Below are 19067 nucleotides of genomic sequence, written 5' to 3'. Positions count from 1 at the left end.
TTTTTCCGTGATTCCCACTCCCATCGTTAAGCAATTCCAATTCGGAGACCAGACAGTCAAGCTGGAGACCGGCGAGATCGCGCGCCAGGCCGATGGTGCTGTCATGGTCGACATTGACGACACCGTGGTCCTCGTCACCGTGGTTGTGGACAAGCGCCCCGGCGTCGAGCGTGACTTCCTGCCCTTGACGGTCGACTATCAGGAAAAGACCTATGCCGCCGGGCGCATTCCAGGTGGCTTCTTTCGCCGCGAGGGACGTCCGAGCGAGGGCGAGATTCTCACCGCGCGACTCATCGACCGACCGATCCGCCCCCTGTTCGCCGATGGCTTTACCCGCGAGGTTCAGATCATTGCGACTGTCAAGTCGCTGAATCCCGCAGTCAATCCTGAAATCCCGGCCTTGATCGGCGCCTCGGCGGCGCTGGCCGTGTCGGGCTTGCCCTTCAATGGACCCATTGGCGCCGCGCGTGTCGGCTACAAGAACGGCGAATACATCCTCAATCCGGCGGTTGTGGGGCTGAGCCCTGATTCCGATCTCGATCTCATCGTTGCCGGTACCGACAAGGCCGTGCTGATGGTCGAGTCCGAGGCGCGCGGCCTCTCGGAAGAGGTGATGCTAGGCGCCGTGCTCTTCGGCCACGAGCAACTGCAGGTCGTCATCCAGGCCATCCGCGAGCTGGCCGCCGAGGTCAACAAGGCACCGCTCGCGTGGTCGCCGCCTGAGGCCGATCTGGAGCTTGCCGACGCGGTTCAAAGCGGGTGCGGCGAACAAGTTGCGGCGGCCTATCAGATCAAGGTGAAGCAAGAGCGCTACGCTGCACTGGACGCCGCGCGCGCGGTCGTCATTGAGCGGCTCTGTGCGGGCGACGCACCCAAGTGGACGGAGCTGCAGGTGCGGGCGGCCATCGAAAAGCTCGAGAAGAAGGTCGTTCGTGAGTCGATCCTCTCCGGTAATCCACGCATCGACGGCCGTGACGGCAAGACGGTGCGCCCGATCACCATCCGCACCGGCGTCCTGCCGCGCACCCACGGCTCGGCGCTCTTCACCCGCGGCGAGACCCAGGCAATCGTCGTCACGACGCTCGGCACCGAGCGCGACTCGCAGATCATCGACGCACTCGACGGCGAGCGCCGCGAGCACTTCATGCTGCACTACAACTTCCCGCCCTTCTGCGTGGGAGAGTCGGGGCGCGTCGGCAGCCCCAAGCGTCGCGAGATCGGCCACGGCCGTTTGGCCAAGCGCGGCGTCCTTGCCATCATGCCGAGCATTGAGGAATTCCCCTATTCGGTCCGTGTGGTCTCGGAGATCACCGAGTCGAACGGCTCCAGCTCCATGGCCAGCGTCTGCGGCACCAGTCTGGCGCTCATGGACGCCGGTGTGCCCATCAAGGCGCCGGTGGCCGGTGTCGCCATGGGTCTGATCAAGGAAGGCGAGCGATTCGCCGTTCTGACCGACATCATGGGCGACGAGGACCACCTCGGCGACATGGACTTCAAGGTTGCCGGCACGGGCGAGGGCATCAACGCCCTGCAAATGGATATCAAGATCGAGGGCATCACCAAGGAGATCATGGAGATCGCCTTGGCCCAAGCGAAGGATGGTCGGATGCACATCCTTGGCGAGATGAACAAGGTGATCGACAGCCATCGCTTGGAGATGTCCGAGCACGCGCCGCGCATCATCGAGTTCAAGATCCATCCCGAGAAGATCCGCGACGTCATCGGCAAGGGCGGCTCCGTGATTCGCTCCATCACCGAAGAGACTGGCGCGACCGTCGATATCAACGACGACGGCGTGGTCAAGATCTTCTCCGTCGAGAAGGCCGCGGGCGAAGAGGCCAAGAAGCGGATTCGCCTCATCACTGCAGATGTCGAGGTCGGCAAGATCTACGAGGGTAAGGTTGCGCGGCTCATGGACTTTGGCGCCTTCGTCACCATCTTGCCCGGACGTGATGGCTTGGTTCATATCTCTCAGATCTGCGAGGAGCGCGTCCAGTCCGTGAGCGACAAGCTCAAGGAAGGTGATGTGGTGCGCGTGAAGGTGCTCGAAGTCGACAAGCAGGGCCGTATCCGCCTCAGCATGAAGGCCGTCGAGCCTGGGGAGTGATACTGAGGAGTGATGCTGGGCGCTTCGCCCGGCAGGGCGGATCGCTCTTCAGGATCCGCCCTTGGTCACTCCATAGGAAGCGCCCATCAACTGTTTCCCGATGTGAGCGATCCCGTCCGAAATCCCCCCTGGCCCCCCTTTGCGAAAGGGGGGAAGTTGTTGATGGTCACTTTCATAGAGCGAAAGGCGCCTAGCACATTCCGCGAATGGTTTTCGCGGAACGCAGATGATCCCGAAGTCTCCTCGTCAAAATAGGCTGGCCGCTGTCCCGGTCAGCTTCCTACCTTGAACTGAGCGACCATGGACGCGAGTTCACGCCCGAGGTCGGCGAGTTCCGCGGCCATCTGTGCCGCGCGCTCGGCCTCCTCGGCCGTGGCGAGGCTCGCAGCGTGGATCCTGCTAACTTGTGAATCGATGGCGTCGGTCGCCTCGGATTGGCCGAGCACCGCGCTGGAGATGTCCCCGCTCATCTGATTGATCGAGGCGATGGCTTCCGCGATGCCATCGAACGTCCGATTGGTGTCATTCGCCAGGGCAACCGCAGTGGTCGCCTTCTCGTGGCTGGCGCTGATCGTGCTGCTGACAGCCGCTGAGCCACTCCGCAAGCGCTCGAGGATCTCCGCGATCTCGATCGTCGACTCCTGTGTCTTGGAAGCAAGCGTGCGCACCTCTTCGGCCACCACGGCGAAACCGCGTCCCTGTTCGCCCGCGCGTGCCGCCTCGATCGCCGCGTTAAGCGCGAGCAGGTTGGTTTGCTCGGCGACCCCGTTGATGACGTCGAGCACCCGGTTGACGTTGCTCGTGTCCTGACCAAGCGTGATCAATGAGGTGGCTGCTTCATCGATCTCGGCGGCGAGTGCCTCGATCGCGGATCGCGAGTCCTCGACGATACCGCGGCCAGTGCTCGCCTGATCCTTAGCCTGATGTGCGGTGTCCGAGGCATGCTGCCCGTTGGCGGCGACCATGGCGATGCTCTGCGAGAGGTCGCTCAGGGAGGCGGCAACTCGGTCAGTCTCCTGCTGATGCTGGCGCAGCTGCTCGCTGATCTGGTGTGACACCTCGGCCGATCTGCCTGCCTGATCACGCAGACGATGGCTGGCGTCGACGACATTGGCAACCAGCGACTCGACCTTGGCGGCGAAGTGATTGAAGCCGTTGGCCAGGGCGTTGATCTCGACGACAGAGCCCGGGGCGAGCCGTTTGCTGAGATCACCCTCGCCCTGTCCGATGTCCTGGAGGGCCTCGGTGATGTATCGGAGCGGACGCAGAACCAGAAAAATGATGCCGCCGCCGATGCCCAACGCCACGAGGAGCGTCAGCCCGCTGACCGCAAGTATGGTCATCTGGGTGCCATCCAGTCGCGACGTTGTCGCGCTTGAGACCTCAGTGCGCTTGCTGTCCGTGATCTGTCCGAGCGCCGCGAGCGCCGTCGTCACGCGACGCGTGGCCGCCTGCTGACTAGCGACGGCAGTGGCTTGCGCCTCGCGGCTCTCAGTGATCGCGGCGGCGGTCAGTGCAAGCGACTCCGGCGCGTCGAGCAGTTGCGCCTTGAGCTGCGCGAGCTGCTGCTGGAGACCCTGGTCACCCGGGTCCGCGTCGCTATTGGCGAGCAGTGCGGCGAGCTGCTTGAGCGCGGAGTCAATGCTCTCGATCAAGGGCCTCAGCCGATTCTCGACCAGGGTGGTAAGACTGCTGGCGTCATGCGGTTGGATGATGGTGCCCGTGAGCGCGGCAAGACTCGCGATCTCGAGCTGAATCTGCGCGATCAGATCCTTGGCCCGGCGGATCTCGTCACTGATGAGCCGCTTCCCGGCCTCGCGGTATTGCTCCACTTGATCGCGAGCGGGCGGGTCGTCGGGCGCTGCCCGCAGGAGCTTCTTCATCGCGATCTGCGCGCTGAGCGCCATGAAGTCGACGTCGTTCGAGAGGTCTGCTGCGCTGGACTGCAACAGGGCGAAGGTGGTCTCGAGTTCGGCAGCGAGCGACCTTTGCTGCTCGCCGAGTCGCAGGATCTCACGCGTTCGTTGGAAGACATGGGTATCGGCGCTCAGCAGGCTCGCGAAGGCGTCGTTCAGCCCTTGCAGCTCGGCCTCTGTTCGCGTCGACTGCAGTAATGGGTTCGACAGCGCGCTGTGCAGCGCAGCCATTGACTCGCGGCTGGCGGACTCGAGTGCCGAGCGGTCCGCCGCCGCCTGCAGCGCATTGCTGCTCGCCGCAGCCATGATCTGCGATTGCCTGACGAGCAAACCTTGCACCGCGGTCAGGATCTCGCTGCGGTTCGCCTGGATCTCGGAGATCTCGATCAAGTCGCGCTGTGATCCCCGAATCTCGCCATTGCTCATGATGCTAACCCCGCTCAGCAGGGCTAGGGCGGCAGCATTGATGACGAGGAGCAAGACGAGGAGCTTGCGGATGGAGAGCGCGGAAACCGCGCTTTTGGAGCGTTTCATGGCGAGTATCCGGCGTTACCTAGACCTGAAAGCCGTCCCTGGTCCTTGTCCTTGCCAAGCATAGTCGCGCTAGATTATCAGTCTTGTTCAGGACCAGAGTGCGTCGGGGATCACGCTTTCCATGAGATCCGCCGTTTCGGCGACGACCAGGACTAGAGTTCAGGCGCTTGCGTGCCCGAAAAAGCAGATTCCGGGAGGGCTGACTCAAGGAGTCCCCGCGTCGATATCCGCGCAGCTCGGCTCAGCGTCCCGGTTTGCGCCCCAGGGAAATCCCCGCGATCACGACAGCCAGGGTCACGACGGCGACGATCAAGGTCGCTAGCGCATTGATCTGCGGCGAGACGCCCATGCGGACGCTTGAGTAGACGACCATCGGCAGGGTTGTCGCACCTGGCCCTGAGACGAAGCTGGCGATGACCAGATCATCGAGCGAGAGGGTGAAGGCGAGCAGCCAGCCGGAGAGCAGGGCTGGCGCGATCAGTGGCAGGGTGATCTGTCGGTAGACGCCGAGCGGGCGGGCGCCGAGATCCATGGCGGCCTCTTCCAGCGAGGCATCCATCTGGCCGAGGCGTGAGCGCACGACGACGGCGACATAGGCCATGCTGAAGGTGATGTGGGCGATGGTGATGGTGGTGAAGCCGCGTCCGTCCGGCCAGCCGATCAGCTCCCGCAGGGCGACGAAGAGCAGCAGCAGCGAGAGGCCGATGATGACATCCGGCATCACCAGCGGGGCGGTGAGCAGTAGCTCGAGACCGGTCCGTCCACGAAAGCGCCCATGCCGGACCAGGGCGTTCGCCGCCAAGGTGCCCAGCACCACGGCGACCGTGGCATTGGTCGCCGCGATGCGGATGCTCAGCCAGGCCGCGTCGAGGAGCTGGCGGTTGTGCAAGAGTTCGCCGTACCACTTCACCGAGAACCCGGACCAGACGGTTACCAGCCTGGATTCGTTGAAGGAATAGAAGATCAGCAGCAGGATGGGGACGTAGAGAAAGGCGTATCCAAAGGCCAGGACTCCGAGCAGTGGCCAGGCGCGGCGCTTCATGGCTGAGTCTCATCCATGGTCTGCTGCATGCGCTGCATGAGGACGAAGGGCACGACGAGCAGCCCGAGCAGCAGAATGGCGAGCGCCGACGCCAGCGGCCAGTCCTGGTTGGAGAAGAACTCGGTCCAGAGCAGTTTGCCGACCATGAGGCTGTCCGGGCCGCCAAGCAGGTCCGGGATGACGAACTCGCCGACCACCGGGATGAACACCAGCATGCTGCCCGCGATGATCCCCGGCTTGGACAGGGGCAGGGTGATCTCGACGAAGGCCCGCATCGGCCGGCAACCGAGGTCTTCGGCGGCCTCCAGCAAGGTGGGATCCAGTCGGGTCAGGTTGGCGTAGAGCGGCAGGATCATGAAGGGCAGATAGGAATAGAGGATGCCGATATAGACGGCCGTCTGCGTATGCAGGATCTGCATGGGCTGATCGATGACGCCGAGCCAAAGGAGGAAGGTATTCAGCAATCCGCCGGAATTGAGGATGCCGATCCAGGCATAGACGCGGATCAGGAAAGAGGTCCAGAAGGGCAGCACGATCAACATCAGGAGCAGCACCCGCCAGCGCTCCGGCGCGGTTGCGATGGCATAGGCCATGGGATAGCCCAGCAGCAGGCAGAGCAGGGTGCAGACAAGGGCGACCCAGAGTGAGTTGAGAAAGGCCGCCAGATAGATGTCGTCCTCCCCAATCAGCATGAAGTTCCGCAGATTGATCTGGATCTGCAGCAGCCCGTCATCGATCCACTCCCAGAGCGCCGTATAGGGCGGCTGCGCCAGCGCCGGCTCGGCGACGCTGATCTGCAGCACGATGACGAAGGGCAGCAGGAAGAAGACCCCGAGCCAGACATAGGGGATGCCAATGTTGACCAGGCGGCTCAGCCGACGGCTGCCCTGCGACTGTGGACCGGCGCCGATGCTCATTCGGTCAGGACCACGCCGCTGGTCGGTGACCACTCGACGCTGACATCCTGCTCCCATGTCAAGGCTTGCTCGGTACGCGGCTGGATGTTGGTGAGCGTCATCTCGACCAGCTGTCCGCCGTTGGCGCGGATGCGATAGATGGAGACGTCGCCCAGGTAGGCGATGTCCTCGACCACGCCGCTCAACCGATTGACGCCGTCCTCGGCGGGGCCATCGCTGAGCCGCATCTTCTCCGGGCGAATCGCGACCGTCACTGGCGTCCCGAGCGGATGCGGATGGAGGCTGCGCATCCGCAGGATGCCGCCGTGGCGTGCCTCGATCAGGACCTGGTCGCCTTCGCGCTCCATCACCTTGCCCTCGAACAGATTCACGGATCCGATGAACTCCGCGGTCAAGCGACAGTTCGGGAACTCGTAGATGGCTGTCGGTGTATCGACCTGCATGATCTGGCCCGCGTCCATGACGGCGATGCGCGTCGACATGGTCATGGCCTCTTCCTGATCGTGGGTGACGGTCACGAAGGTGATCCCGAGCCGCTCCTGCAAGTTGACCAGCTCGAACTGGGTGCTCTCGCGCAGACGCTTGTCGAGTGCGCCGAGCGGCTCGTCGAGGAGCAGGAGCTTGGGGTGCCGCGCCAGACTGCGTGCCAGGGCGACGCGCTGGCGCTGCCCTCCGGAGAGCTGGTCGGGGCGGCGTTTGCGAAGCTCCATGATCTTGAGCAGGTCCAGCATCTCGCCGACACGCTCCTGGCGCTCCTTCTTGGCAACGCGGTCCTGCTTGAGTCCGAACTCGACGTTCTGCTCCACCGTCATGTGCGGGAAGAGGGCGTAGGACTGGAACATCATGTTCACCGGGCGGGCGTAGGGAGGGACGTCGGTGACGTCCACCCCGTCGATGTAGATCCTGCCCGACGTCGGGTACTCGAAGCCCGCGAGCAGGCGCAGCAAGGTGGACTTGCCGCAGCCGGAGCTGCCGAGCAGTGAGAAGAACTCGCCCTTGAAGATGTTGAGGCTGACGTCATCGACCGCGTAGAGATCACCAAATGTCTTGGTGACACGGTCGATGCGCAGATAAGGAGGCGCTTTCGGATCCTGCCAGGGTTCGAGCAGGCGCCGTTCGTTGCTGACAGCCATGGGCGGGATCCGTTGTGCTCCTCAGCGATTGGACTTGATGCGGGTCCAGAGTCGGTTCAGGGTCCGGATCTCTCGGTCGCTGCGTTCGTTGGGCACGAAGAGACGCGCTTTCACCTCCGGCGGAGGATAGATCTCCGGATCCTCGCGCAGTTCTGCCTCGATGAGGGGCGTCGCCGCCAGATTGGGATTCGCATAGAAGACGTAGTCCGAAATATCGGCGATCACCTGGGGGTCGAGAAGGTAGGCGATGAAGGCATGGGCGGCGTCCGGGTGGGGGGCGTCCTTCGGGATGGCCATGACATCCGTCCACAGCGCGGCGCCTTCGCGCGGGATCCTGTAGGCGATCTCGATGCCCTTGTCAGCTTCCTCCGCGCGCTCCTGGGCCTGCAGCACGTCGCCCGAATAGCCATGCGCGACGCATAGCTCCCCGTTCGCCAAGTCGCTGATGTACTGTGACGAGTGGAAGTAGCGGATGTTGGCATGGACGCCCTTGATGACCGCGGCGGCGGCATCCAGGTCGGCCTTGTCGAGACTGTTTGGGTCTTTTCCCAGATAGGCGAGCGCGGCGGAGAAGACCTCGGTCGGGTCGTCGAGTAGGGCGATGCCGCAGTCCTTCAGCTTGGCGGCTTGCTCCGGATCGAAGATCAGCGCCCAGGTGTCGAGCTTGGCCTCGGCGCCGAGTGCCGCCTTGACCTTCTCGACATTCAGACCCAAGCCAGAGGTGCCCCACATGTAGGGGACTAGGTATTGGTTGCCGGGATCGATGGATGCGAGGCTGGCCATGATCTCCGGATCCAGCCTCTCGAGTCCGGGTAGCTTGGACTTGTCCAGCGGCTGATAGAGTCCGGCCTTGATATGACGGGCCGCGAAGGGGCGCGCGGTGGGGAAGATGACATCGTATCCGCTGCCGCCGGCGAAGAGCTTGGCCTCGAGCACCTCATTGGCGTCGTAGACGTCCAGCACCGGGCGGATGCCGGTGCGCGCTTGGAAGTTGGGGAGCGTGTCTTCGGCGAAATAGTCGCTCCAGTTGTAGAGATGCACTTGCTCCTCGGCCTGGACCGCCGGGCAGCAGCCGATGGCCAGGGCTGGGAGCAGGGCGCGCAGACCTTTGAGTCGATTGGTCAATTGTCACCTCTTGGAAATACCATCGTAACAATGGGGTCAGTTCGGGTGGTTCGGATCGGGTCGGCGAACAATGCTACTGCATGTCGGCGGTCTTGCGCATCGTTGTCGGGCGACCTCGCGTGGCGCCGATCTCGCGGTTGTCTTCGAGGTCGTTGGGTTGATTGACGTGCGGCTCTGGGGTGCTTTGGGGTAAAGGCCACCTCAGTCTTCTTGGTGCCGGCCGTTTCGAACTCCTGGCGGGGGCTTGGACGAGCGGGGGTGCGAACCCATTAACCGTTTGCATCACAAGATCATTTCGAGGACCTACTTTTGACCGATCGTGATCCACCGGAGTCGGGGCAGACCTTTCGAATCGGCACCGTTTCCCGTCTCACCGGGGTTCCGACCGATACCCTGCGCGTTTGGGAGCGCCGCTACCATGTTGTGACGCCCGTGCGGTCCGAAGCAGGCACTCGGCATTACGCGGCGGAGGACGTCGCACGCTTGTCCTTGATCAAGCGTCTCGTCGATGGTGGAGATGCTATCAGCAGTGTCGCCAACCTTTCCCTGCTGGATCTGCGTGAGCGGATGCGCGGTGCGCAGCTACCCGAGCGGTTCTCGATCACCGAGCGTCCCTGCTCCGTCTTGGTCTGCGGCGCCTATCTGGCGGACCGGCTGCGCGGGGAGTCCAGTCGCGAGCAAGGGATCGAGTTTCTGGGTTTCTTCAGCTCGCCCGATGCCTTGTTGGCGGCTCCACACCAGGAGCCTCCGGATGTCTTGGTGCTGGAACTCCCAACCCTGCATGCGGAGAGCGTCCGCGAGGTCAATCGACTGCTCCAGCGCTCCGGCGCCGCGCGTGCCCTCCTGGTCTACGGATTCGCGACTTGCTCGGCATTGCGTCTGCTCGATGGGAACCGCGTGATCGCGCGGCGCGCTCCGGTGGATGTCGATGCCCTCTGTCAGGACTGCATCGCGCTGGCGCCAGGGCTGCGTCGCCCAGCAGGGGGCGGTGAGGCGACGGTCTTGGAAGGACTGGGGGAGCCGGCTCCGCGTAAATTTTCCGACGCTGAGCTTGCGCGTCTCGCCGCTGTCTCGCCCGCAGGGGACTGCAACTGGTCGCGCCACCTGGTGGATCTGGTCGCGTCCTTGTCGGCGTTCGAGACCTATGGCTCGGAGTGCGTCGACCAAAGCTCAGAGGACCCGGCACTCATCACCTTCATCGGCGCATGCACGGTGCGGGCGCGGGCCTTGATGGAGGCGGCCTTGGAGCGCGCCGCGTCTCCGGAGGAGCCAGGCTCGGCGGAACCGCTAAACCCAGGCGACGCTTAGCGCTAGAATAGCGGCCCGGGCCCCGATGCCCCGTCGGTGCTCCGCTTACTCATCAGCTCCCTGGATTCAACCTATGATTTCGCTCCTGGACTATGGCGCGGGCAACGTCCGCAGTCTGCGCAATGCAATTCACGCCCTTGGCTTCAACCTGACCGAGATCCAGCGGCCAGAGGACATCCTCAAGGCCGAGCGGTTGATCTTTCCTGGGGTGGGCGCCTTTGGAGCGGCCATGGAGCGCCTGCACCGGCTTGGCTATGTCGAGCCTCTCAAGGCGTATCTGGCGGAGGGGCGGCCCTATCTCGGTATCTGTATCGGGCTGCAGACCCTGTTCGAGAGCAGCGAGGAATCGCCCGGCGTGGCAGGTCTCGGCCTGATTCCGGGGCAGATCCGTCGCTTTGACGCGCAAGCCCTGTCCGTTCCCCACATGGGTTGGAACGATGTGCGGGTCGAGCGTGCCTCGCCGCTCTTTGCCGACTATGCCGGGGAGAAACTCTACTTCGTGCACTCCTATCGTGCCGAGCCGAGCGCTGAGAATGCCGACTGGCGCCTTGCCACCACCGACTATGGCGCCGCCTTCCTCAGTGCCGTGCAAAAGGGGCGCGTCGGGGCGGTGCAGTTCCATCCGGAGAAGAGCGGCGAGGCGGGCCTGCGTCTGCTGCGTCACTTCTTGGCAGGTGAGGATCGCTCTGCCCCGGCCCTGGAGCGGCCAGCTCGTCAGGAGCCGACGCGCTTCGCCAAACGCATCATCGCCTGCCTGGATGTGCGCTCCAACGACGCGGGCGATCTGGTCGTGACCAAGGGCGATCAGTACGACGTGCGCGAATCGGGCGAGGTGCGGAACTTGGGTAAGCCCGTCGAGCTGGCGCAACGCTACTACGAGGAGGGCGCGGACGAGATCACCTTCCTCAACATCACCGGCTTTCGTGACTTCCCGCTGTCGGATCAGCCGATGCTGGAGGTCTTGAAGCGGACCTCTGAGAAGGTCTTCGTCCCGCTCACCATCGGCGGCGGTATCCGTGAGTTTACCGACGCCAAGGGTAAGCATTACTCAGCGCTCAGTGTGGCCGACGCCTATTTTCGCTCAGGCGCGGACAAGATCTCTATTGGCTCCGACGCCGTCTATGCCGTCGAGGCCTACAAGGCGCGCGGCGGTGAAAAGGACGGCAGCACCGCCATCGAGCAAATCGCCCGGGTCTACGGCAATCAGGCCGTCGTCATCTCGATCGACCCACGCCGCGTCTATGTCGATTCGCCCACTATGACCGATCACGTCACGGTGGAGACTCAGGTGCCGGGGCCGAATGGCGAGCGCTGCTGCTGGTTTCAATGTACGGTCAAGGGCGGACGCGAAGGCCGTGACGTCGATGTCGTCGAGCTGGCGCGGGCCTGTGAGGACCTTGGGGCAGGAGAGATCCTCTTGAACTCCATCGATCGCGACGGCACCGGGGCTGGCTTCGACATCGAGCTGGTTCGGGCCGTGCGGGAGGCCGTGAGCATCCCGGTCATTGCCTCCAGCGGCGCCGGCTGTGTCGAGCATTTCTCCGAGGTCTTCGAGGCGACCGGCGTGGAGGCCGCATTGGCTGCCGGCATCTTCCACCGTCGGGAGGTTCCCATCATGGCCGTGAAGACCTATCTGCGCGAACAAGGGATCGAGACCCGGACCTGATCTGAATGCCGCGAATCGTCCTCATACTCGTCGGCATTCTTGGGCTCTCGGCCCTTGTGGGCTGTACCTCCCTGGGTGCTGGACGGTCGGAGGGCGGCGGTCAGGCGCAGGCGTTGAGCCTTGATGAGCGGCTCTCGACGATTGCCGCCTGTCACCTGCTGCGGGTCGGGCAATGGAATGATGTGGCCGTCACGGATGCGGTCGTCATCGTGGCGGCAGACAAGTACAAGATCCCGATCGAATCCATCATCGAGCGCTCCAATCAGCTCGCCCAGGATTACCAGAGCCGGCCGTCGGATCTGGTCAGCCGCGCGGTCGCCGCCTGCCAACAGCTCGAAACCATGACCGGTGAGGTGTCTGCCCTGGTGCGCTTCGAGCCGAACGGCAGCCTGCGCACAGCCTGGCTGCGGATCGACGGTTTGGAGATCGCGCCAGGGTTTGCCAAGCGCACGGCTGCGGAACTGCGTCGGCGCAAGGCCATCGGGCTGGTGATCAATAGCCCTGGGGGCTCGGTCTATGAAGCGCGCACGCTGGGGCGCTACCTGCGTGCGAACGGACTGCGCACGGCGGTGGACGGCTATTGCGCTTCGGCCTGCGTGGATGTGCTTGCGGGCGGGGTGGAGCGCTATGTGACCGCCGAGGCCAAACTCGGGATTCATCAGAGTAAGGTTCCGCGTCGCTATAGCACGCATGAAGGCGGCCAGCTTTATGTGGCGGATTCCTTCCTGTATCTGCGCGAGATGGGGGTCGACGCTGATGTCGCGATCGCGGCTGCGTCTGTTCCCAACGACAAGATTCTCCTCATTCCGATTGCTGATGCCTTGGCGACCGGACTCGTGACCGGGGTCGTCGACGGCTTCGAATAGTCTCAGCCGCCAGCCTTCGGTTCAAAATGCCTCAGCCGCGAGCGAGCCGTCTGCGGTCTCAGGCGGCTTTCAGCTCGCTCCGATCTTCCTTCCTCCCAGTTGGCTGAGGCCGATATGGCCTCGCTGTCTGGTCGCTGCTCGTCAGAACCATCCCTCTCCAAAGTCGTCTCTGGTCGCTGATTGACTGATTTTAATGGATATTTTTCAAATTTAAATACTGACGATTTACATAATTAGCATTCTTAATAGATCACAATTCCGTAAACTACTCATGTTCATTGCGGTGGCGCTCCAGTGCTGCCCGTCGTCAGTGGTTCTCGGCGCTTCGCGGGAATCCTCTGCTTGGTGATGCGGTACTTTCTCTCTGAGTCCGCGCTTTCCTGTTTGCCCTTCGCCGGACTAGCAGTATATGGCAACCATTTTCACTGCCGTGGGCTTCATGACCGCGCTAGGCGTACTACTCGCCTTGGTTTTGGTCATCGCGAACAAGCGGCTGTACGTCTTCGAGGATCCTCGCATCGACCAGGTCGAGGGTCTCTTGCCTATGGCTAATTGCGGTGCCTGTGGTACGGCGGGCTGTCGGCCCTTCGCCGAGATGTTGGTGAAGGGTGAGACGGAGCCATCGCGATGCACGGCGAATTCCAAGTCGATGAACCAGATCATCGCCGATTTTCTCGGTGTGGGTCTGGGCGCGAGCGAGCAGCGCGTGGCCAGGCTGGCCTGCGCGGGTGGCGGCAACGTGGCCTATGTGCGTGCCAACTACAGCGGACTGAAGTCCTGTCGGGCCGCGGCGCTGGTCTCCGGCGGCGGGCGTGGCTGCGCCTGGGGTTGTTTGGGCTTCGGAGACTGCGAGGTGGTGTGTGAGTTCGATGCCATCTACATGAATGCCCAAGGCATTCCGGTGGTGGTCGAGGACAAGTGCACCGCCTGCGGCGACTGCGTGACAGTCTGTCCCAAGGATCTCTTCAGCTTGCATCCGGTCAGCCACCGGCTTTGGGTGGCCTGCCTCAATCTGGAGTTCGGCGATCTCGCCGAACACCATTGCGAGGTGGCCTGTACCGCCTGCGGTCGCTGTGAGCAGGATTCGCCAGAGGGTCTCATCACCATCCAGAACAATCTGGCGGTCGTCGATTACACCAACAACAGCCTGGCCTCGAAGGTCGCCATTGAGCGCTGCCCAACGGGCGCGATTGTCTGGCTGGAAGAGAACGGCGCCGTCCTAAAGGGGCGTGATGCCCGAAAAGTGGTTCGCAAGCGGGCGCTTCCTGTGGGCTGAGTCCGCCATCGGGCGGGCCCCGGGTAGCCCTGTGCTCGAGATTGATTTGGATGACGATCAAAGATTCGGTGCAAGGAGTCCGATGACCTGATCCAACAATAACGAACAGATCCACCCCGCGCGTGCGCCGCTCTGCGGCCTTGGTGCGCCTTGGGGTGACTCAACACTAGAGAAGGCCGATGTTCGGAAAGAAAGACGAAAAGCAGTACAAGTACCCTGGCACCCGTATGGCGATGGACGGCAACAGCGCCGTCATCATGTGCGAGCGCGAGGCATCCGATGCCGCTGGCGCCTATCCGATCACGCCTTCGACGCAGATGGGCGAATACTGGGCCGAGGAGACGGCCAAGGGCCACCTCAACATCTCCGGCAACCCGCTGATCTTCGTTGAGCCCGAGTCCGAGCACGCCGCGGCTGCAGTGACCGCCGGCATGTCCATGACCGGCCTGCGCGCGGTCAACTTCTCGTCCGCGCAGGGCGTCGCCTTCATGCACGAGTCGCTCTACGCGGCGGTCGGCAAGCGTCTTCCCTATGTGCTGAACATTGGCTCTCGCGCCATCACCAAGTCGAGCCTCAACGTCCACTGCGCCCACGACGACTACCACTGCATCGACGACACTGGCTTTTTCCAGGTCTTCGGCAAGAACGCCCAAGAAGCGGCGGACCTCAACCTCATTGCTCGCAAGATTGCGGAGTTGTCGCTGACGCCCGCGGCCGTCGGTCAAGACGGCTTCCTGACGACCCACCTCATCGAGCCCCTCATGGTGCCCGAGCGTGCGCTGGTCGAGGAGTTCCTGGGGCGTCCCGACGACGTCATCGACTGCCCGACCCCGGCGCAGCGTCTGGTCTATGGCCCAAGCCGTCGCCGCGTGCCCCTGGTGTGGGACGTCGACAATCCGGTCACCTCGGGTACCGTGCAGAACCAGGACGCTTACATGCAGTCCGTGGCCTCGCAGCGCCCTTACTTCTTCGACCACATCGAAGCGATCACCGATCAGGTCATGGACGAGTTTCATGAGCTGACCGGACGTCGCTACCAGCGCGCGGGGTCTTACCGCTGCGAGGATGCCGACTACATCATCGTCGGGCAGGGCAGCATGGTGACGCAGGCGGAGGCCGTGGCCGACTATCTGCGCGAGACGCGTAAGCTCAAGATCGGCGTGGTCAACATGACCATGTTCCGTCCCTTCCCCGGCGACGTCATCGCCCGCCTGCTGCAGGGCAGGAAGGGCGTCGCCATCCTCGAGCGCACCGATCAGCCGCTCGCGGAAGACCTGCCGATCATGCGCGAGACCCGTGCGGCCCTGACCAAGTGCATCGAGAACGGCATGGCCGCCAAGGGCGAGGAGCTGCCTTATCCGAGCTACCCGACCTACAAACAGGGTGACATGCCGCGCCTCTTCTCCGGCTGCTACGGTCTGGGCTCGCGCGACCTGCAGCCAGAGGGGCTTATCGCGGCGGTCGAGAACATGCTGCCCGAGGGCAAGCGCCGTAAGTTCTACTATCTCTCGATCGACTTCATCCGCGATGCCGCGGATCCGAAGGACGAGATCCGTATCCAAAAGCTGCGCGATGCCTACCCGACCATTGGTGACATGGCCTTGCGCGGCAGCGAGAATCCGAACCTGCTGCCCAAGGGTGCCGTGACCGTGCGCATGCACTCGGTCGGCGGCTGGGGTGCCGTGACCACGGGTAAGAACCTGGCCATGACGCTCTATGACCTGCTGGGCTACGACATCCGCGCCAATCCCAAGTACGGCTCTGAGAAGAAGGGGCAGCCGACCACCTACTTCCTCTCGGCTGCGCCAGAGCCGATCCGGCTCAACTGCGAATACACCTATGTGGACGTGGTCCTGAGTCCGGACCCCAACGTCTTCACCCACTCCAACCCGCTCGCCGGCTTGGATCGCGGCGGCCGTTTCGTCGTCCAGTCCAGCCTGGAAAGCGCTGAGCAGGTGTGGGCCAGCTTCCCGCCGGCGGCGCGCAAATTCATCGTCGATCACGAGATTCGCGTCTTCTACATCGACGGCTTCAAGATCGCCCGTGAAGAGGCGTCCAATGCCGAGCTGCAGTTCCGCATGCAGGGCAACGCCTTCCAGGGCGCCTTCTTCGCCGCCTCGCCGCTGATGGAACGCGCCGGGCTCGATGAGACCGGCCTCTTCGCCTCCATCGAGGAACAGCTGCGCTCGAAGTTTGGCTCCAAGGGCGAGCGCGTGGTGCAGGACAACTTGCGCATCGTGCGCCGTGGTTTCGACGAGATCGTCGAGATCACCGACAAGCCCCTGGTCGCCGGTCAGCTCATGTCTCGCAAAGAGCCTGGTCTGCCGATCATGCTCAAGACCCTGCCTGAGAATGATGGTCGCATCGCCGACGTGCATCGTTTCTGGGAGCAGACCGGTTCCTTCTACGCCTCCGGGCGCGGCAGCGACAACCTGGCCGATCCGCACATGGCGCTGTCGCTGATGCCGGCGTCCACCGGCGTCTACCGCGACATGACGCAGATCCGCTTCGAGTATCCGAAGTTCCTGCCCGAGAACTGCACCGCCTGCGGCAGCTGCTTCGCGGTCTGCCCAGACAGCGCCATCCCGGGTCTGGTCAGCAAGATCTCGGATGTCTTCGCGACCGCCATCGCGCGTGTCGAGCGCGGCATGCCGACCCAGTATCTGCGTCGCGAGACCCGCAACGTCGAGAAGCGTCTGCGCGGCCTCATCGAGGGCGCGGGCGAGGCGGCCGATATGCCTCAGCTCATGGATCAGGCGGTGCTCGAAACGCTGGCCGCCTTCGAGGGGGATTCTGAGCAGAAAGCCGCGGTCGAAAAGGAGTTTGGTCTTCTGATGGAGGCGCTCGGCGACTATCAGCTTGCCGTGACCAAGCCCTACTGGGGCAGCCGTGAGAAGAAGCAGAAGGGCAGCGGCGGTCTCTTCAGCATCACGGTGAATCCCTACACCTGTAAGGGCTGCATGGAGTGCATCGAGGTCTGCAATGATGGCGCCCTGGTCGCCGAGCCGCAGACGGCGGATAGCATCAAGCAGATGCAGGGCCGCTGGCAGTTCTGGCTCGACCTGCCGACCACCGACCCGGACTTCATCCGCATCGAGGACCTGGACGACAAGGTCGGTGCCCTGGAGACCCTGCTGCTCGACAAGAGCAACTACCAGTCGATGGTCTCGGGCGACGGCTCCTGCATGGGCTGCGGCGAGAAGACGGTGATGCACCTCTTCACCTCAACGGTCACCGCCCTGATGCAGCCGCGCGTCAAGCGTCATCTGGCCGAGATCGACGATCTCATCAACCGGCTCGAGACCCATGTGCGCCTCAAGCTGGCGCAGAGCATGGACCTGAGCAACAGCGCGGCCATCACCAAGGCGCTCGACGCCCACAAGGACAACGACCTGACCCTCTCCGAGCTGTCGGCGGAGCTGCTCGACCAGCGTGCCCAGCCGGTGGACCCGGAGTGGCTCAAGTTCGTCACTGGTCTGCTGGATAAGCTGCGTCACCTCAAGGCGCAGTACCTGGGGCAGTCCCTGAGTGGGGCGGGCGAGCACCGCCGCGCCGATATGGGTATCGTCAACTCCACCGGCTGCAGCTCGGTGTGGGGCGCGACCTTCCCCTACAACCCCTATCCCTTCCCCTGGTCGAACAACCTCTTCCAGGACGCGCCATCCATGGCCATGGGTCTCTTCGAGGGACACATGCGCAAGATGGGAGAGGGCTTCAAGGCGATCCGTCAGGCCCGCCTGGAGCTGGAAGGACACTTCAACGCGGCCGATCCCGACTGCAACCTGACCTACTTCGGTTGGAAGCAGTTCACGGACGAGGAATGGCTGCTCTGTCCGCCGGTCGTTGCGGTCGGCGGTGACGGGGCCATGTACGACATCGGTTTCCAGAACCTGTCGCGCGCGCTCATGTCGGGGACGCCGGTCAAGATCTTCGTGCTGGATACTCAAAGCTATTCCAACACCGGCGGGCAGTCCTGTACGTCCGGCTTCGTTGGTCAGGTCGCCGACATGGCGCCCTATGGGAAGCAGTGGAAGGGCAAGACCGAAATCCGCAAGGAGGTGGGCCTCATCGGCATGGCGCACCGCACCAGCTTCGTGCTGAACAGCTCGGCCTCGCATCTGACGCATCTGTTGGAGGGCTACATCGACGGTCTGAACGCGCGCCGTCCGGCCCTGTTCAACGTCTACACCTCCTGCCAGCCCGAGCACGGTATCGGCGACGACATGTCGAACAAGCATGCCCGCATGGCGGTCGAATCGCGTGCCTATCCGCTGTTCCGCTACGATCCGGACGCAGGCGCGAGCTTCGAGGAATGCTGCTCTATCGAGGGCAACCCGGATACCGACGCCGACTGGATCAACTGGACCCTGAACTACACCGACGAGAAGGGCAACGCGGCGGAGATGGAGGTGCCCTTCACCTTTGTCGACTTCGCCATGACGGAAGGCCGCTTCCGCAAGCACTTCCGCAAGGCGCCGCCAGAGACCTGGAATGACTCCATGGTCCCGATCGCGGACTTCCTGGAGCTGACGCACGACGAGCGCGAGGGTGTCTATCCCTACGTCTGGGGCGTGGATGCCAAGAATCGGCTCATGCGGGTCCTGGTCGCCCAGGAGCTGGTGCAGAGCTGCGAGGAGCGCCGCGCATTCTGGACCCAGCTGCGCGGTATCTGCGGCGAGCTGAACAAGGTCGACGTCGAGGCCGTGCGCAACGCCGCTAAGGCCGAGATCGCCCAGAAGCTCACCAGCAGCCTGCTGGCGATGGCCGTCGGCGACGGGCTTGCCGGACTGACGGATGCGACGCCCGCCAACGGCAAGGGTCACAACGGCAATGGTGCCGCTCACGCCGGAGTCAACGGCTCGGGTAACAATGGGGCTGCGGCCGACTGGGAGCCCGTCTGGGTCGAGACACCCGAGTGTACCGCTTGCGACGAGTGCGTCCGGATCAACCCCAAGATCTTCAAGTACAACGCCGACAAGAAGGTCGAGATCGTCGATCCCAAGGCTGGGCCCTTCAAGGACATCGTGAAGGCGGCGGAGAAGTGCACGGCCAACTGCATCCATCCCGGAATGCCCTGGAACCCCGCCGAGGCTGGTCTCGATAAGCTGGTCAAGCGCGCCGAGAAGTACCAGTAAAGGGCTCTATCCGGCTCCCAGGCTTTGCATGGGAGCCGGTCG

At 63.5% G+C, this 19067-nt stretch carries 11 protein-coding genes; 6 read left to right on the top strand and 5 right to left on the bottom strand.

The features are described 5' to 3' along the window. The first annotated feature begins 7 nt into the window (after positions 1-7). Positions 8-2107 carry a polyribonucleotide nucleotidyltransferase gene (pnp, locus tag G3480_RS04425; protein ID WP_164652467.1) on the top strand — a complete coding sequence of 700 codons (2100 nt, stop codon included), beginning with the start codon at positions 8-10 and terminating at the stop codon, positions 2105-2107. Between the two features lie 272 nt (positions 2108-2379). On the opposite strand, the gene G3480_RS04420 is transcribed toward pnp, so the two are convergent. The 5 genes from G3480_RS04420 to G3480_RS04400 all read right to left on the bottom strand — a co-directional run bounded on the left by G3480_RS04420 (position 2380) and on the right by G3480_RS04400 (position 8753). Next, positions 2380-4557 carry a methyl-accepting chemotaxis protein gene (locus G3480_RS04420; RefSeq protein ID WP_164652466.1) on the bottom strand — a complete coding sequence of 726 codons (2178 nt, stop codon included), beginning with the start codon at positions 4555-4557 and terminating at the stop codon, positions 2380-2382. 241 nt (positions 4558-4798) lie between these two features. Then, the gene (locus G3480_RS04415; RefSeq protein WP_164652465.1) at positions 4799-5599 is read right to left on the bottom strand and encodes an ABC transporter permease subunit; all 801 of its coding nucleotides are present in this window, start codon (positions 5597-5599) and stop codon (positions 4799-4801) included. Beyond that, complete coding sequence (locus G3480_RS04410; protein WP_164652464.1) at positions 5596-6516, bottom strand: ABC transporter permease subunit; 921 nt, start codon at positions 6514-6516, stop codon at positions 5596-5598. The genes G3480_RS04415 and G3480_RS04410 overlap by 4 nt, the downstream gene beginning before the upstream one ends. Beyond that, entirely contained in the window at positions 6513-7649 is a 1137-nt protein-coding gene (locus G3480_RS04405) for an ABC transporter ATP-binding protein (protein ID WP_164652463.1), read from the bottom strand. The genes G3480_RS04410 and G3480_RS04405 overlap by 4 nt, the downstream gene beginning before the upstream one ends. Before the next feature lie 21 nt (positions 7650-7670). Beyond that, positions 7671-8753, bottom strand: a complete 1083-nt coding sequence (locus G3480_RS04400) for a polyamine ABC transporter substrate-binding protein (protein ID WP_240905579.1) — start codon at positions 8751-8753, stop codon at positions 7671-7673. 330 nt (positions 8754-9083) lie between these two features. Here G3480_RS04400 and G3480_RS04395 point away from each other — a divergent pair, with 330 nt between their 5' ends. The 5 genes from G3480_RS04395 to G3480_RS04375 all read left to right on the top strand — a co-directional run bounded on the left by G3480_RS04395 (position 9084) and on the right by G3480_RS04375 (position 19025). Next, complete coding sequence (locus G3480_RS04395; RefSeq protein WP_164652461.1) at positions 9084-10082, top strand: MerR family transcriptional regulator; 999 nt, start codon at positions 9084-9086, stop codon at positions 10080-10082. Positions 10083-10155: 73 nt separating this feature from the next. Further along, positions 10156-11748 (top strand): imidazole glycerol phosphate synthase subunit HisF, encoded by a 1593-nt coding sequence (gene hisF / locus G3480_RS04390; protein ID WP_164652460.1) that lies wholly within the window; start codon positions 10156-10158, stop codon positions 11746-11748. A 5-nt stretch (positions 11749-11753) separates the two neighbouring features. After that, positions 11754-12614, top strand: coding sequence for a COG3904 family protein (locus tag G3480_RS04385; protein ID WP_164652459.1), 861 nt, complete (start codon positions 11754-11756; stop codon positions 12612-12614). Between the two features lie 409 nt (positions 12615-13023). Next, the gene (locus tag G3480_RS04380; protein ID WP_164652458.1) at positions 13024-13890 is read left to right on the top strand and encodes an RnfABCDGE type electron transport complex subunit B; all 867 of its coding nucleotides are present in this window, start codon (positions 13024-13026) and stop codon (positions 13888-13890) included. Positions 13891-14069: 179 nt separating this feature from the next. Further along, positions 14070-19025, top strand: a complete 4956-nt coding sequence (locus tag G3480_RS04375) for a 2-oxoacid:acceptor oxidoreductase family protein (protein ID WP_164652457.1) — start codon at positions 14070-14072, stop codon at positions 19023-19025. The last annotated feature ends 42 nt before the right edge of the window (positions 19026-19067 follow it).

Origin of the sequence: Thiorhodococcus mannitoliphagus (assembly GCF_010915725.1) — a bacterium.
In the GTDB taxonomy this organism is placed as follows: domain Bacteria; phylum Pseudomonadota; class Gammaproteobacteria; order Chromatiales; family Chromatiaceae; genus Thiorhodococcus; species Thiorhodococcus mannitoliphagus.
Note: the sequence above shows the minus strand (reverse complement) of the source record. Positions and strands in the feature narration are given on the sequence as shown.

Excerpts from the sequence above, each read along its gene's own strand:
- G3480_RS04380 (WP_164652458.1), top strand. The coding sequence starts at position 13,024 with ATGGCAACCATTTTCACTGCCGTGGGCTTCATGACCGCGCTAGGCGTA.
- G3480_RS04375 (WP_164652457.1), top strand. The coding sequence starts at position 14,070 with ATGTTCGGAAAGAAAGACGAAAAGCAGTACAAGTACCCTGGCACCCGT.
- G3480_RS04385 (WP_164652459.1), top strand. The coding sequence starts at position 11,754 with ATGCCGCGAATCGTCCTCATACTCGTCGGCATTCTTGGGCTCTCGGCC.
- G3480_RS04420 (WP_164652466.1), bottom strand. The coding sequence starts at position 4,557 with ATGAAACGCTCCAAAAGCGCGGTTTCCGCGCTCTCCATCCGCAAGCTC.
- G3480_RS04405 (WP_164652463.1), bottom strand. The coding sequence starts at position 7,649 with ATGGCTGTCAGCAACGAACGGCGCCTGCTCGAACCCTGGCAGGATCCG.
- G3480_RS04415 (WP_164652465.1), bottom strand. The coding sequence starts at position 5,599 with ATGAAGCGCCGCGCCTGGCCACTGCTCGGAGTCCTGGCCTTTGGATAC.
- G3480_RS04410 (WP_164652464.1), bottom strand. The coding sequence starts at position 6,516 with ATGAGCATCGGCGCCGGTCCACAGTCGCAGGGCAGCCGTCGGCTGAGC.
- hisF (WP_164652460.1), top strand. The coding sequence starts at position 10,156 with ATGATTTCGCTCCTGGACTATGGCGCGGGCAACGTCCGCAGTCTGCGC.